15 protein-coding genes are annotated in these 14,360 nt (G+C 32.9%); 6 read left to right on the top strand and 9 right to left on the bottom strand.

Annotation, left to right across the window (positions count from 1 at the left end; genetic code table 11):
• Window positions 1-53: 53 nt before the first annotated feature.
• The 5 genes from NJT12_RS13795 to NJT12_RS13775 form a co-directional block, all read right to left on the bottom strand.
• Window positions 54-779, bottom strand: coding sequence for a hypothetical protein (locus NJT12_RS13795; protein ID WP_271336503.1), 726 nt, complete (start codon window positions 777-779; stop codon window positions 54-56).
• Window positions 780-825: 46 nt separating this feature from the next.
• Complete coding sequence (locus NJT12_RS13790; protein ID WP_271336502.1) at window positions 826-1,311, bottom strand: YfbM family protein; 486 nt, start codon at window positions 1,309-1,311, stop codon at window positions 826-828.
• 90 nt (window positions 1,312-1,401) lie between these two features.
• Window positions 1,402-1,866: an Mpo1 family 2-hydroxy fatty acid dioxygenase gene (locus NJT12_RS13785; RefSeq protein ID WP_271336501.1), complete on the bottom strand. Its 465-nt coding sequence runs from the start codon at window positions 1,864-1,866 to the stop codon at window positions 1,402-1,404.
• Window positions 1,867-2,125: 259 nt separating this feature from the next.
• A complete protein-coding gene (locus tag NJT12_RS13780; RefSeq protein WP_271336500.1) occupies window positions 2,126-2,641 on the bottom strand; it encodes a thioredoxin domain-containing protein in 516 nt (171 codons plus the stop codon).
• Window positions 2,642-2,740: 99 nt separating this feature from the next.
• Window positions 2,741-3,970, bottom strand: coding sequence for a TMEM143 family protein (locus tag NJT12_RS13775; RefSeq protein ID WP_271336499.1), 1,230 nt, complete (start codon window positions 3,968-3,970; stop codon window positions 2,741-2,743).
• Between the two features lie 243 nt (window positions 3,971-4,213).
• Here NJT12_RS13775 and NJT12_RS13770 point away from each other — a divergent pair, with 243 nt between their 5' ends.
• The 3 genes from NJT12_RS13770 (at window position 4,214) to NJT12_RS13760 (ending at window position 6,755) form a co-directional block, all read left to right on the top strand.
• Complete coding sequence (locus NJT12_RS13770) at window positions 4,214-4,639, top strand: DoxX family protein (RefSeq protein ID WP_271336498.1); 426 nt, start codon at window positions 4,214-4,216, stop codon at window positions 4,637-4,639.
• A gap of 142 nt (window positions 4,640-4,781) precedes the next feature.
• Complete coding sequence (locus tag NJT12_RS13765; RefSeq protein WP_271336497.1) at window positions 4,782-5,387, top strand: YkgJ family cysteine cluster protein; 606 nt, start codon at window positions 4,782-4,784, stop codon at window positions 5,385-5,387.
• A 726-nt stretch (window positions 5,388-6,113) separates the two neighbouring features.
• Entirely contained in the window at window positions 6,114-6,755 is a 642-nt protein-coding gene (locus NJT12_RS13760) for a S24 family peptidase (protein ID WP_271336496.1), read from the top strand.
• A gap of 271 nt (window positions 6,756-7,026) precedes the next feature.
• Here NJT12_RS13760 and NJT12_RS13755 read toward each other — a convergent pair whose 3' ends face one another.
• The 3 genes from NJT12_RS13755 to NJT12_RS13745 form a co-directional block, all read right to left on the bottom strand.
• The gene (locus NJT12_RS13755) at window positions 7,027-7,494 is read right to left on the bottom strand and encodes a hypothetical protein (protein WP_271336495.1); all 468 of its coding nucleotides are present in this window, start codon (window positions 7,492-7,494) and stop codon (window positions 7,027-7,029) included.
• A 353-nt stretch (window positions 7,495-7,847) separates the two neighbouring features.
• Window positions 7,848-8,561 carry a LytR/AlgR family response regulator transcription factor gene (locus tag NJT12_RS13750; RefSeq protein ID WP_271336494.1) on the bottom strand — a complete coding sequence of 238 codons (714 nt, stop codon included), beginning with the start codon at window positions 8,559-8,561 and terminating at the stop codon, window positions 7,848-7,850.
• The gene (locus NJT12_RS13745) at window positions 8,531-9,532 is read right to left on the bottom strand and encodes a sensor histidine kinase (RefSeq protein ID WP_271336493.1); all 1,002 of its coding nucleotides are present in this window, start codon (window positions 9,530-9,532) and stop codon (window positions 8,531-8,533) included. Before NJT12_RS13745 ends, NJT12_RS13750 begins: the two co-directional genes overlap by 31 nt.
• 180 nt (window positions 9,533-9,712) lie before the next feature.
• Between NJT12_RS13745 and NJT12_RS13740 the strand changes: the two genes are divergently transcribed.
• The 3 genes from NJT12_RS13740 to NJT12_RS13730 all read left to right on the top strand — a co-directional run bounded on the left by NJT12_RS13740 (window position 9,713) and on the right by NJT12_RS13730 (window position 12,629).
• Window positions 9,713-10,693 carry a hypothetical protein gene (locus NJT12_RS13740; protein WP_271336492.1) on the top strand — a complete coding sequence of 327 codons (981 nt, stop codon included), beginning with the start codon at window positions 9,713-9,715 and terminating at the stop codon, window positions 10,691-10,693.
• A gap of 69 nt (window positions 10,694-10,762) precedes the next feature.
• Window positions 10,763-10,975, top strand: a complete 213-nt coding sequence (locus NJT12_RS13735) for a hypothetical protein (RefSeq protein ID WP_271336491.1) — start codon at window positions 10,763-10,765, stop codon at window positions 10,973-10,975.
• 124 nt (window positions 10,976-11,099) lie between these two features.
• Complete coding sequence (locus NJT12_RS13730) at window positions 11,100-12,629, top strand: SulP family inorganic anion transporter (protein ID WP_271336490.1); 1,530 nt, start codon at window positions 11,100-11,102, stop codon at window positions 12,627-12,629.
• Between the two features lie 246 nt (window positions 12,630-12,875).
• On the opposite strand, the gene NJT12_RS13725 is transcribed toward NJT12_RS13730, so the two are convergent.
• Window positions 12,876-14,078, bottom strand: a complete 1,203-nt coding sequence (locus tag NJT12_RS13725) for an alkaline phosphatase family protein (RefSeq protein WP_271336489.1) — start codon at window positions 14,076-14,078, stop codon at window positions 12,876-12,878.
• Window positions 14,079-14,360 lie beyond the last annotated feature (282 nt).

Here is a 14,360-nt window from a genome sequence, read left to right as displayed (position 1 = left end):
CGTGATCCAGTTTTAAGTATAAGCAATAGTCCAGTTTAGGAATTGTGCAGGTATCATCCCGGATTATTTTCCTGATACAATTTTTGACCAATTACCCCTTTATCCCCCAAAGCGCGACCTTTTATTAGCCATGCAATTCCAAAAGCAAAAAGAGAAAGCGCCTCAAAAATCAAAGTCGAATAAGGAAACAATTTTAATATTTCGAAAGTTGGGATCATTATGATGCATACTATAATCGAATAACCGCAAACCCTGTAAATATTGTTTTCGTTCAGGATACTTTTAGGAGTTTTTGTTTCATTTTCCTGCCCAATAGTAAAAACATTAATTGCCAATAAAGCCAATATTAAAAACAAAAGAGCAGCAAAACCATAATGAAGCCAGCCAAGCCATTTTTCAGGATATGGAATTAAAGTATAAATTTTGGCCTTGAAATCATCTGGATTTGTGGGAAACAAAGCCACACCCAAAGCCATAATTCCTGCTATATTGGTTAATAAATTGTCGTTCTTCAGGATCGAAGCATTTCCGAAACCTTTGTACCGAATCAGAAATAAGCCAACGGCACACAAAGTTCCGGTAAAAATTTCCCGCAAATTAGTATAGTAATAATGGCTAATAGAAAACTGAAGTGGAGTTTGAAAAAAAGGAACCAGGGAAAACACCACTAAAAGTATCGGAAGACTTATACCCAGATAACCAATGGCACGTCTGATTCTTCTGTAGGTAAAAATATCGTAGTTTTCAATCTCAATCTCATTATCTGCCCCTGTCTTCATATTTTATGCTGTTTAATAACGCTTAATAAAAGTAAGGCGTAATTGTTTAACTCAAAAAAGTTATAATAGCCTGTCCGTTTTTCTCCGCCTCAGCATAAACGTGCTGTAAGCGTTTAAAATAAAAATCAACATATTCAAACGTTTCAGAATCCCAAATAGAAGGATAAACATCAATTTCAGTCATCTTTTCCGGATTATATCTTTGTTTCAGCTCTTCGGTTGTAAAAACTGAGATTTTACTGTTAAGTTCTTTTACCTGTTTAGGTGTTAGGTAATGACCGGGACCATAACCCAAATCCTGTCCTTCATCTATAATTTGCCCGCTAAAGAGAACCTGAACAAGCGGATTATTGGCATTTTGAATATTATCACCTGTTAATAAAAAAATAATAGCATCCCATGCTTTGTCTATATCTTTCAGGTTAAAATCTTTGTCGGCATCAGGACTATAAATCCTTTCTTCAAGAAGAGTACTGTCGTTTAAATAAGTTTTTAGTTCAGTAGGTGTAACACGAAGTAAATTGGCAATCATTCCCATACGGCTTAAAGTAAGTTTGGTTAATTAAATAGATTCAGGGTTTTATAGTGTGTTTGTCTTTTTATAAATTTACGGGTGTTTTTTTTATTTCTTCGAAAATAAATTTTCAACAACCCAAGCCGGACCAATCATCAGAAACTGGAGATCTTTTAAGAAAGAAGGTTTTTTGCCCTCAATATTATGTCCGTAGAATTGTCCGATCCATGCGATTATAAAAATACCAATAGAGAAGATCCATAAAGGTACAATTTGCCCGATATAATAATTTACCACAAGACAAATAGCTGATAAAACAGCAATTTTAATAGCCATAGAAACAGATAACCGAATATAAAAAATGAGTACAAAAATGAGTACTACGATGGCCCAATTTTCCATAACAGGCGCATTTAATTTTAATGTATTGGCAATAATACCACTCGGGATACTCATTAATAATCCCACTATAGAAAAGTAAATTGCCGGAACACATACATAATGTATGGCCTTATTTTTTGGGTTTTGATGACTTACGGCATATTCTGCAAACCATTGCTCTAATGTTCTCATCTTTTTGGTTTTAAGGTTAGTTACGTAAATCTAATGAAATTTCTTTTTGGTTGATCGATAGCAGATAAAAAACTAAATTGAATTGAAAATTTTTGAAGCATAATAAAAAACACACAAATAAAACTATTATTTGTGTGTTTTCGTTTGTCTTTTAATAAGTAAAAAGATTGATAATAGAACGTTAACGAAAATTAAAGGTTATCAAGTTTTGGCTTGATCCGGATTTAGTTTGATTAAGCTCGCCAGCTGTTTATTTTTATTACTTTTTCAGGCTTTCAAAAATAAATCTTTCTCTTCTTGGCGTCATCACCATTTTTATAAAATCATCAATTCTATAAGGTTGTTCCATGAACCAGGAAGACCCCATTATAAAATTCAAATCTTCGCCTTTTTTACCTATTTTTGAGAAACGCGGTACAAAATTCTGCCAGTCTCTGCAACCTAAAATATCACCTAGTTTTATGGTATCTTTTTCACAGTTAGAAAGAGAAGAGACATCTGCCTGAATAAAAGTAAAATTTTTTAATTTCGTTTTAAACAGGTTATTTTCTTTAATCATTTTTTTAAATTTCACACATGGGCCACACCAGCTTGCGCTATAATAAAGTACAGGGATTTTCCCTTTTTTAAATTCATTATTTACAATACTGTCATATTGTTTGAGAGTATAGTGATTCTCTAAAATAATTAAGTCTAATTTATTAGCTTTATTATTTTGTGCAGAAGAAAGAACAGAAAAAAAGACCAAGAAAAAAAGGCTCAATAATGACTTCATAAGGTTTGTAAATTTGAAGTGAATTTAGAATAAATTAGAAATAAAAAAAAATATTTTGTTGTTCATTCATAATCATTAAGCTTAAAGAATGTTATAAACCTACTTCTGGTTATACTCAAAAACATTATCCCACAATTCATCAATCGTGATCAGCGCTTTGTCTAAAGCAATAACTTCCCATTTTCCGTTGGTTTCTACACCAAGACCAATGCTCTTTAGTTTCAGTAAAGAGTCTTTTACGTTAAAGTCAAGATCCGTTTTTAATTGAGTTAGAAACCAGTTTTCAATCTGCTCATCAAGTTCGTCAGCAGTCAAAGGTTTGTTGCTTCTGTATAAAAAAGTATAAGCCAAAACAGTTTCCTTAAGCACTTCTTCTTCAGATGAGTTTAATAGCGAATAAAAGGCGCCGCTGTTGTTTCCCAGATTCTTAAAATAAAGACTATCCGAGAGTATTTTAGAATATTTGATCTTCTTGTTGACAAAATTACTGTATTGGCGAAACAAGTACAGCGACAATATTCCCAACGCAATTAAGCCTTGATTAAGAGAGGCTTTACTATTTAATAAATCAATTGCCTCGCCAGATTGATATGCCGCATACATGCCAATCAAAGCCGGAATTACAGTCGTACTTAATAATGAGATTCCGCCGCCAATACCAGGAACCCAAAAGAATAATTTGTCTTTGGCAGACATTCTCGGTATTGCATTTGGAAAAATTGTTTCGATGTCGTTTTTAGGAACACGTTTAAAGATTTTTAAAGCAATAGTTCCTGGATCAATAGGCATTTTGCCTAATTTTACCTTGTTCTCACTTAGATAATCTTTCTCATTATAGTTCAGGTAAATCAGGACACGATCATAATAGTCGATCTCAATTTCTTTTTTCCAGAAAATAAACTTCTTAACTTTTTCCTTCGCTTTATGATGACCCCGAACGTAGAGTTCATAATCTTTAAAAGCATTAAAATCTATAGAAAGATTCAAGCCAATTAAATCTGAATCTTCAAAAGCTTTCTTTAAAGTTTCCTCATCAATACGACGATAATTTCCCTGTTCTAAAACCTTAAGAAGTGTTTCTTTGAAAATATTAAAATCACTTTTGCCTAAAAATTCTTCACGTTCCTTAAGGCTTAAATCCGGATCGAATAAGGCGTAATGTTGTTTTAGATTTCGGTTGAGATTAAAAGCTTCATAATGAAAATAATGTTCGATAATATCAAATAATTTCTTGAAATCGTCGACCTTTTTTTGATCTTCAGAGAAAGAGGTAATTTGTTGTTCGAGTAAGAATTCCTTGTTAAAGGGAATATAATGTTCTCGTGTCATACAGATTTTTGGGCTTTAATTTTGGGCTATTCAGAGAACGCAAAAGTACTATAGGAAATTTGATTTTTGAACTGATTTTGAATTAAAAATTAGTTATTTTATTGAGAAGCTCAATGAGGTTAATCACATGGATATTAAACAACAATGATATAAAAACTTTGAAAAAAAGTGTACTTTATATTGTTGTAAATTTGAGAAGATCACTTTTTAAGAGAAACAAAACTTAAGCAATAAATATTTGATATGGAAAATATAAAAACATCTAAAGCTCAGAATTTTTTCAGGATACTTTTGGGAATCTTCATGATAACGGCCGCCATTGGTCATTTTACTTTTCAAAGAACCGATTTTCAGGCACAAGTCCCTAATTGGGTTCCTGTTAATAAAGACCTCGTTGTCATACTCTCCGGAATCGTTGAGATTATATTAGGTCTGAGTATGATATTTCTAACAAAGTATAAAGTACACGCAGGAATCGCGCTGGCACTATTTTACGTATTGGTTTTTCCGGGAAATATCGCTCAATACTTAAATGGTACAGATGCTTTTGGACTCGACACAGATCAAGCCCGTTTAATGCGATTGTTTTTTCAGCCCGTACTGTTTTTTCTCGCTTTATGGTCTACTAATGCCCTTGCTTTTATATCCAAAAAAATCAAAGGATTGTAATGTAACTGTTTTTAAATGATGAAATTACCATAAGTAAAGGCTCGAAGTTTATACTTTGTAATTTGGATTTTGTTTTATTTTTCCCAATTAAATCGCACTTCTGGCCAGAGTCATTTCTATTAGCCTACCTTACACAAAAAAGATGGCAATAGAAGATAAAGTTAGGCAGGTTGAAGAATTATTTGACCGCCTGGAAATTGAAATTACTGCTTTCCAGTCAGAGACACATTTGTATTGTAACGCAGGTTGCGGTAAATGCTGTACGACACCAAATATTGATGCTTCGCCTTTGGAATTTTTGCCGTGGGCATTTCATTTATTTTTAAATGGAAAAGCCGAAGAAACCTTAGTATTATTAAACAATACGACTTCAAACAATTGCCTTATATATCGTCCGCTTTCAGTATTAGAACATAAAGGGAGCTGCAGTAATTATCGCTATCGCGGATTAATATGCCGACTTTTTGGTTATGCTGCCAATACTGATAAATACGGAAAACTAAGACTGGCTACCTGCAGAATCATAAAAGAACAGCAACAAGAAAACTTTGAGAAGGCCGAAGAAGCAATTAATAATGGAATAAACGTTCCTATTTTTACCAATTATTACATGCAACTGGCACAAATTGATCTCAGAATGGGAGTTATTCTGCTCCCTATAAACGAGGCGTTAAAGATAGCAATCGAAGAAGTTTTGCATTATTATGCTTACAGACCATTTCCTGATGGATTGGGTAATATTGCATAAAAAACGATTGTAGAAATATTAAAGTAAAGAATATTCTAATAGCTATGAAAATTGATAATGCAAATTTGCAATCAGTTAGTTTAAAAAACAATGCAATTATGTATCACTTCTATAAAAAATGAGGGAGTAGTAGGTACCTCCCCCATTTATAATACAACAATAAAGAAAACATGAACTTAAAAAAATTATTGTATTTAAATTTAACCAACTTACTAACTATAAATATTTATAAAAAAACTCAGAATACAATTCAAAACTGCTTGTGATATATTATTGCCGTAATTTTTGCTTAAGTTAAAAAAGCAAGATTTTTATATTAAAAAACATCCTAAACGAGGCGCGATCTCCATGCTTCAGGTAAAGACCGTTTTTTACTGCAAATCATTCTGGGATTTATTTATTTATGAAAACTAAATAAGTCGTCTGCAGTTTTTTTTCTAACGATTTGTAATCCAGTTTTATATTATCTGCTGTGCTACTATTATAATGACCGCTTAAACACTGTCGAACATAAAAAGCAGTTATCCTGTATTTCTCTGCCAAAGCCTTAATGATACCCTGATCGTAGGTTTGTCCATTGCTCAGTTTGTTTCTTATTGAGTAGTAAATGTAGTAGGATATTTACTAACTAACAGATAAAAAGTAGGATTTTTTCTAAAAAATAGCTTTATGTTAGAAAATACGTTACAGAGAATCAAGTAGTATATTGATTATAAGGGTATTAGAGTGAGTGCTTTCGAAAGAGAAATAGGCATGTCTAATGGCTCATTTGCCAGTCAATTGAAGAAAAACAAAACAATTGGACTGGATAAATTAGAAAATATCATAAAAAGATACCCGGATATTGACCTAAATTGGCTTTTAACCGGGACCGGATATATGATAAAATTAAATATTTTAGAAGAAAATGACAGAAGATTCTATAAAAAATTAGATAAAGTAGAAGAAAATCCTGACTTACCACTTTATGATATTCAAACCACTGCGGGAATTATCTATTTGTTTGGTGACAATGAAAATCAAAAGCCTGTTGAGTTTATAAGTGTTCCAAAAACCTCTAATTGCGACGGAGCATTGTATGTAACTGGCGATAGTATGCATCCTTTATTAAAGAGCGGAGATATTGCTTTATATAAAAAGATATTTAATCTCCAAAACAATATTATTTGGGGCGAAATGTATTTGATTTATGTAAATAATTACGGCAATGAATCTTTTTTTACCCGTTATTTAAAACAATCTGAACGTGAATCATACGTGCAATTTGTAGCATTAAACCCAGATCATCAAACTATAGAATTTCCTGTAAGCAGTATAAAAGCACTAGCTTTAGTAAAAGGTTTTATAAGAGTCAATTCTTTGTTTTAAGATAAGTCAAAAAAAAAATGAGATTTTAATCGTTAATACCGATTAGAAATCTCATTTAATTGTTCCAAAAAAATGACAACATTTTAATAATTTTCCGGAAAGGAAAATTATAATCTCAAGTAAAAATTATTTACTGCAATTTTAGCAATAAAAAAAAATCTGACAATGCGTATTTATACGTGTTTTTGGGATTTTTTTTTGGAGAAAAACGGGAAGCTGTAATGCTTTTCGAAAATCTGTTTCCGCGATAAAAAGGGTGTGTTTTTTGAATCTAATTAAGTTCAGTCTTTTTCAATTCAATTATCTTTTCAATATATTGTATTAGATTCTCTCTTTCTAACGAAAATAAAGCCGTTTCGTCTTCAGTCGTTAAGTATAGATTGGCAATACTTTCGGCATCCATTTTGTTTTTTAAGTATTGATCTTCAACATATTTTATAAGATTGTCTAAAAAAAGCTCGTGTATTCTTCCTTTTTCCAGTATTTCTTCGTCACCTTCTTTTATTTTGTCCATTTCAGATTCCGGTAAATCTATCGTAAGATAAGTGTAATCTACAGGAACTTTTTCAATCATTTCTCTGGTAACTGTTCCCGTGCCTAAACAATATGCACAAGGCCCAGGAGCCCATTTTAACACCCTTTGTAAACGGTGTATATCATCCCAGTCTACAAATGTTGTACCTAAACATCTTGGGCATTCTAAAGTTGATTTCTTAAATAGGGACTTAAAAAGCATCATTTTTCGACAATTAATTAAAAGGATCTGTGGCTTGGCGAATATAATTATTTATGTAAGAAAAATTAGTTTGATAATCATTTTTTTTAGAAGTAAAGAATTATGAGCAAGTAAAATAACAAGTTTTGAATTTTAATACTGCCTTTTTAATGCAGATTTAATTTTTAATGACAGTTATTGATTCTATATAATTTGCTGTTTCTAAACCCGACAGGTTTTTGAAACCTGTCGGGTTTATTTCCGGTTATTAATCGAGATAATAGGATGTTTCAGAATTGATAATCGTCTTATAATTTGTTTTTAATACAGAAAAGTCAATAAAAATTAAGCTTTTTAAATTATCTGATTTTTTTACATTACCTAATTATCAAGTTGTCCAATAAAATCTGATATTTCCTTCCCACAGGAATAATTTCATTATTAGACATTGTGAGAGATTTATATGTTACAGAACTAATTTCGCGGGTATTTACAATAAAAGAACGATGGACTTGCAGGAAATCAGTACTGTCAATTTCGCTACTTATACTTGCCAGCGAACCATAAATAATCATAGGCGATTTTAGTTTTTTGTTGTATAACTTCATATAATTGCCCAGGCTTTCGATATAAATAATATCACTTAAAAGCGTGTCGGTCATTTGGCCATTTATGCGTTGCGAAAGTACTTTTTCGCAAGTACTGATTTCCTTTTTTGCGTTTTTTCCTGAGTAATAAGTTTTAGCTTTTTCGATTGCCTTAGAAAATTTTTCAAACGATATGGGTTTAAGCAAATAATCGATCGCATCATTTTGATACGCCGAAAGAGCGAAATCAGAATAAGCCGTTGTTACAATGGTAAGTGGTCTTTTGGGTTGTAGTTCCATCAGTTCAACGCCGGAGATTACAGGCATATTAATATCCAGAAAGATAATGTCGTACGCGTTTTCGTTGAGCATTTTTACCGCTTCCATACCGCTAAAAGCACTTCCGGAATGTTCCAGATCATCAAATTTAGAGATATGCGATGCGAGCGCTTTATGTGCCGGAGATTCATCGTCTATGATAAGACAGCGGTAGGTAAGTGCCATATATTTAGTTTTACGATAAAGATATTCTTTTCTTTCTTACAGTTCAGTTCATGTTTTAATCCATAAACTTCAAGACGCCTTTTTAGGTTTTCGATTCCAATTCCCGTACTTGAAAGTCTGGAACCCTCATCAAGATAATTATTCTTTACAGTAAAAGACAATTGATTGCATTTTACCTTTACATCTACAATAATAAAAGGTTTAGAAGTTTCTGCAGAGAATTTAACGGCATTTTCTACCAAAGGCAAAAAGAACAAAGGCGGAATATCGATATTGTCAAAATTGCCTTCAAAATTCTGGGTAACCACAAGCCGTTCGTTCTGGAAAGTATAATATTCGATGTATTTTTTTATAAACGCAATTTCTTCTTCTAATAAAACATAATCTTTTTTAGAAGCTTCAATCTGATAGCGCAGCATGTCTGAAAGGTTCAGGATTCTGTCCGGTAATTTATCAGGATCAGATAAGGATTCTCCGTATAAATTATTCATGGCATTTAGTAAAAAATGCGGATTCAATTGCTGTTTCAAAAACGAAAGCTCTGATTTGAAATTCATGATATCCTTATCTGCCTCCGTAATTTTTTTGGTGATCACAACGTGAATAAAATAAAAAAAGATTCCATTGATAATAAGAGAAAGAATCTGAAGGGTTTTTAAGGCTCCCAGACCTACTACTGGAAAAAGCCAGCTCATGAAAAAATAAAATGCAGTCCAATAAACGACAAGCAATATAAAAAAGGTCTTAATTTTTTTTTGAAATAAAAAGGGTTTAATAATAAAGATGTTGAAGCACGTTACCCAAACAATAGAAGGGAAATAGCCTACTCCGATTTTACTGAAAATATAAGTCCAGTGGTGTCCGCTTAATTTTACTTCATCATAAACACAAGCCAGAATTACCAAATAAATAAGTGCATTTACAATGAGGTTTCGGAGAAAAAAGTTCTGATAAATTTTAAGAATTTTCATAACGGCAAAAATAGTCTAATATTATAGTTTGTAAAGCTTTGCGAAGCATAAATTATGCAAACGCCATTGGTATAAATGTTACGCCGTTTGTATAAATTTGCTATTATAATAGAAGCTTGGCAATTACTTTTGCCTGGGTTTTTAAGTCTTTTTTAAACAAATTTAATTTTACACCAATTTATGAAAACAAAATTCTTGTACGTTTTATTCATATGTGCGTCTATACGAACAATGGCTCAGGAAAAAGATGCGCCAATGAAAACGGTTGTAAAATCGATAACAGATAAATTTCCGACCACGAGAATCTTTGATGTGCAATACGAACAGTTGGGGCCAACAAATTTTGATTCGAAGCTTTTTGGAAACCGTTCGGAAAGAGGCAGGATCGATACGCACAACCGACTAAAAGTAGCAATTAATGTTCCTTTTTATGCAACCGAATCAAAACGTTTTGTTGTAACAGGTTCTTTGCGTTATAAATATGAAACGTATGGTTTTGGAGATATTTATAATGTTAATTCGGCAGTGCCATACACCAGGCCAAATCAGGAAATTCATTATTTTGCCGGAGCAGTGAGCGCAACATATATGTCAATGCTTTTTAAGAAACCGGTTATTTACAATGCAACGGCAACAGTCGACGGGAACGAAGATAATGTACAGCGTGTTAAAGGTTTTGTTACCGCCAATATTGTTCTTAAAAGAACCGCCAATACTACAATCACTATTGGTGCTCTGGCCATGTTAGATCCTTCGTCGATTATACCAGTCACACCTCTTTTTACTTATAATCATAAATTCGAAAACTCAAATTGGGATATTGACTTCATTCTTCCACAGCGTTTGCTGTTCAGAAGAGGGTTGTTGGAAAATGGAAGAATTTCCTTAGGTACTGAATTAAACTCTGAAAGTTTTTACTTAAATATATCAATGCCAGATTTAAAAGGAATTTATGAGTTAAATCAATTAGAATTGAAGTCCGGTTTTACGTATGAATATCGTTTTTCATCCAAAATAAACGGATTATTTAAAGCGGGTATCAATAATATTTTGAGTACGCGTGTAACAGAAAGGGGTGAACAAACGTCTAATTATGTGTATGATCAGAAAGAAGATGCTCAGGGATATTTTAGGTTTGGAATTTCTTATAATCCTTTTTGATCAGAATTCGTGATTTAGCGCAATTCTATAGTTCGTTTATTATTTGATATAGCATTAAAATAAATAATTATGGTGGTTGAAGTTTTTAAAACAAATGTTCAGAAAGAAGCAGATACAAATTACATTATTGCCGTTATTCAGACCCAATTTCCTGATTATAAAATTAATTTTGATTTAGAAGATTGTGATAAGATATTACGCGTAGAAGGTATAGATCTAGAACCAAAGAACATTATAGACTATGTAAATTGTCTGGGATATACTTGTATAAAATTAGAATAATTATAATATGATAAATTTTATTATTTCTTTGGTTTTACTGTTGTTGAAACAGTTCTAAAATTCCTTTTTAAGTAAGAAAGCTTTCTTCTGTTTGTGCGCATTATTTTTTTAAATTTGTGCTCTTATGAAAAAAGCACTTTCACTCTTTGATTTTTCCCAAAAAGTCAATTACAAAAACGAAATTTTAGCAGGCTTAACCGTTGCCATGACGATGATTCCGGAATCATTGTCATTTGCTATTTTAGCAGGTTTTCCGCCTTTGACAGGTTTATATGCTGCTTTTATTGCAGGTTTGGTTACTGCGATTTTTGGCGGAAGACCCGGAATGATTTCTGGCGGAGCAGGAGCAACCGTTATCGTTTTGATTGCCTTAATGAAATCCCACGGTTTAGAATATGTTTTTGCAGCCGTCGCACTTGGCGGTGTAGTCCAGATTTGCATAGGTCTTTTTAAACTCGGAAAATTTATAAGATTGGTGCCACAACCCGTTATGTTCGGCTTTGTAAACGGATTGGCGGTCGTTATTTTCATGTCGCAATTAGAACAATTTAAAACTATTGTAAACGGTCAGACTTCGTGGTTGCAAGGAACGCCTTTGTATATAATGCTGGGTTTAGTTGCGCTAACAATTGGGATCGTATTGCTTTTTCCGAAACTTACAAAAGCAATTCCGGCTTCTTTGGTCGCTATTGTGGTAGTTTTTGTCCTTGTACTTGTATTTAATATTGAAACAAAAACAGTCGAAGATATTGCATCTGTTCAAGGCGGATTCCCTCCGTTTCATATTCCGAATATTCCAATTTCTTTTGAGACCTTCAAAGTTATATTCCCGTATTCTGTAATTGTTGCCGCAGTTGGTCTGACAGAAGGTTTGTTGACTTTGAATCTTGTCGATGAAATTACGGGAACAAAAGGAAATAGTAATAGAGAATGCATTGCTCAGGGAAGTTCTAATGTCTTAAATGGTTTCTTTTTCGGGATGGGAGGCTGCCCGATGATTGCACAAACATTAGTAAATCTTTCAGCGGGATCGAGAGCCCGGCTTTCAGGAATAATTGCTTCTTTGACTATTTTAGTAATCGTACTTTTTGGAGCCCCCATAATTGGCAAATTACCAATGGCGGCTTTAGTAGGAGTTATGATGATGGTTGCAATTACGACTTTTGAGTGGTCAAGTTTCAGGATCATCAACAAGATGCCTAAACATGATATTTTTGTGGGGATTTTAGTGGCGATAGTTACTATTGTGTTGCATAATCTGGCTTTGGCAGTTTTAATTGGGGTTATTATTTCGGCACTTGTTTTTGCCTGGGAAAGTGCTAAAAGAATTCGCGCCCGACATTTTATTGATGAAGCAGGAGTAAAGCATTACCAAATTTACGGACCGCTTTTCTTTGGTTCGGCAGCAGCTTTTATAGAAAAATTTGATATTGCAAACGATCCGGATCATGTGATTATCGATTTTAAAGAAAGCCGTGTTGCTGATATGTCAGCAATTGAAGCACTGAATAGTTTAACAAAGAAATACAATCAGCTTAATAAGATAGTGGAGCTCCAGCATTTAAGTCCCGACTGTATCGCATTGCTTAAAAATGCCGAAGCTGTTATTAAAGTAAATATGATTGAAGATCCTACCTATAAAGTCGTTAGTTAATTAGAGAATGTGTCAATTAGATAATTAATTACGATGTCTTAAAAATGAAGTTTTTTTAATAGGCTCCAGCTTTAGCTGGAGTAAAAAATAAAATTCTAAAAGGCTTTAGCCGAACTTTAAAGTTCGGCTAAAGCCTTTTCCACTTCATTCAATATCTCCAGCTAAAACTGGGGCTATTCGTATATTTCTAATAGTAGGAAATAAGTATATTAATTCAATTTTAAAATTTTTTAACTGACGCATTCTCTAATTTACCAGCATATTCTTTACTTCGCTAAATTTTCCATCAACATCATCAATTTTAAGATCTAAAAGGTGTGCAATTAAAGGATAGACAGAAACATTTTGAAACGTTTTAACTTCTTTATCTACTTTAAAAGCGGGACCTTTTGCATAAAAAATGGCCTGCATATCTTTTTCTTTATTATCATAGCCATGCGTTCCGCCTTTTATATTTTGAGTTTTACTATTCGCTAAACTATATCCTTTTTTAGCTTCAATAACAAAATCATGCACACGCGGATTCTTTCCGTAATGCAGTCTTTTAGGAACTTCGCCAGATCTCCAGAATTTAATATGAGGGACTTTCTTTAAAGCTTTATAAATTGAATCCTGATAACCCGGTTTTGCCTGAAGACTCATAATAGGATTAATAACGGCTTTGTAGTTCAGCCATTCCGGTTTTAGATAATCCAGAATAACAACTTTTTTATCATTGCTGATAGCTGCCATTCCGTGATCTGAAACAATGATTAAATTAATTTGTTTCCCGATGGATAGGTTATCTAATTTTCGGGATAATTCTCCCATAATCGAATCCATTTTGATTACCATTTTTTTGTTTTCCGGAGAAAGCGGTCCAAAATTATGTCCGGTATGATCGGGTTCATCAAAATATAAAGTAATAAGATGAGGTCGTTGTTTTTCCGGAAGCTGTAACCATTTTAGAACCGTGTCGATTCTGGTTTCGTATGGGATTTTATCATCGTAATTTTTATAGTAAGTTGGTCTTTTTTGATCGGTATCAGATCCCGGCCAGAAAAAAGAAGCCGTTTTTATCCCTTGTTGCTCCGCTACATTCCAAATTGGATTTCCACCATAAAACCTGGAATCATTTTTAGCGTTAGTAGATAGTGCAAAAGATTCGTTTAGCGCTGCATCATAAAATACGTTGTTAATGATGCCGTGATGATCCGGATAAAGACCTGTAACTATCGAATAATGATTAGGGAAGGTTTTACTTGGATAAGAAGGTCGCATTGATTTAGCATGAACACCTTCTTTTGCAATTTGTTTTAGATTCTGGAGATTAAATTGTTTCTGATAATCCCAACGAAATCCATCCATGGAAACCAGAACGACGTAAGTATCTTTATTGGTTTGGGAATGTGCAAGAGTGGTAAGAAGTAAGAATGTGAAAGATAATAGGTGAGTGGTGAGTTTTCTCATTTTGCAATTTTATATAACTGCAAATTTACTGATAAACGATTTTTTAATTAAAAAGAGAATGTTAAACTAAAGAAAAGTTTGCCAGGAGATGTGAAAAAAGTTTGCCACGAATTTTCACGAATTTTTTATGCGCCATAATTAGAAAAATAATTCGTGAAAATTCGTGGCAAAAAAAAGAGGTTGTCTGAAAAGACGACCTCTTTCTTTTATTATACTAGTAGATTTACAGAGTGTTTCTTGAAAAATGTAAATTTGGGCTAAAATGGTCTTCTATAAACTTTT

The sequence above is a fragment of the Flavobacterium azizsancarii genome (assembly GCF_027980145.1).
GTDB lineage: Bacteria > Bacteroidota > Bacteroidia > Flavobacteriales > Flavobacteriaceae > Flavobacterium > Flavobacterium azizsancarii.
Note: the sequence above shows the minus strand (reverse complement) of the source record. Positions and strands in the feature narration are given on the sequence as shown.

Bases quoted from the DNA above. Each gene is read 5' to 3' on its own strand.
- NJT12_RS13780 (WP_271336500.1), bottom strand. From the start codon at position 2,641: ATGAAGTCATTATTGAGCCTTTTTTTCTTGGTCTTTTTTTCTGTTCTT.
- NJT12_RS13785 (WP_271336501.1), bottom strand. From the start codon at position 1,866: ATGAGAACATTAGAGCAATGGTTTGCAGAATATGCCGTAAGTCATCAA.
- NJT12_RS13770 (WP_271336498.1), top strand. From the start codon at position 4,214: ATGGAAAATATAAAAACATCTAAAGCTCAGAATTTTTTCAGGATACTT.
- NJT12_RS13775 (WP_271336499.1), bottom strand. From the start codon at position 3,970: ATGACACGAGAACATTATATTCCCTTTAACAAGGAATTCTTACTCGAA.
- NJT12_RS13740 (WP_271336492.1), top strand. From the start codon at position 9,713: ATGAAAACAAAATTCTTGTACGTTTTATTCATATGTGCGTCTATACGA.
- NJT12_RS13725 (WP_271336489.1), bottom strand. From the start codon at position 14,078: ATGAGAAAACTCACCACTCACCTATTATCTTTCACATTCTTACTTCTT.
- NJT12_RS13730 (WP_271336490.1), top strand. From the start codon at position 11,100: ATGAAAAAAGCACTTTCACTCTTTGATTTTTCCCAAAAAGTCAATTAC.
- NJT12_RS13750 (WP_271336494.1), bottom strand. From the start codon at position 8,561: ATGGCACTTACCTACCGCTGTCTTATCATAGACGATGAATCTCCGGCA.
- NJT12_RS13755 (WP_271336495.1), bottom strand. From the start codon at position 7,494: ATGATGCTTTTTAAGTCCCTATTTAAGAAATCAACTTTAGAATGCCCA.
- NJT12_RS13795 (WP_271336503.1), bottom strand. From the start codon at position 779: ATGAAGACAGGGGCAGATAATGAGATTGAGATTGAAAACTACGATATT.
- NJT12_RS13765 (WP_271336497.1), top strand. From the start codon at position 4,782: ATGGCAATAGAAGATAAAGTTAGGCAGGTTGAAGAATTATTTGACCGC.
- NJT12_RS13735 (WP_271336491.1), top strand. From the start codon at position 10,763: ATGGTGGTTGAAGTTTTTAAAACAAATGTTCAGAAAGAAGCAGATACA.
- NJT12_RS13745 (WP_271336493.1), bottom strand. From the start codon at position 9,532: ATGAAAATTCTTAAAATTTATCAGAACTTTTTTCTCCGAAACCTCATT.
- NJT12_RS13790 (WP_271336502.1), bottom strand. From the start codon at position 1,311: ATGATTGCCAATTTACTTCGTGTTACACCTACTGAACTAAAAACTTAT.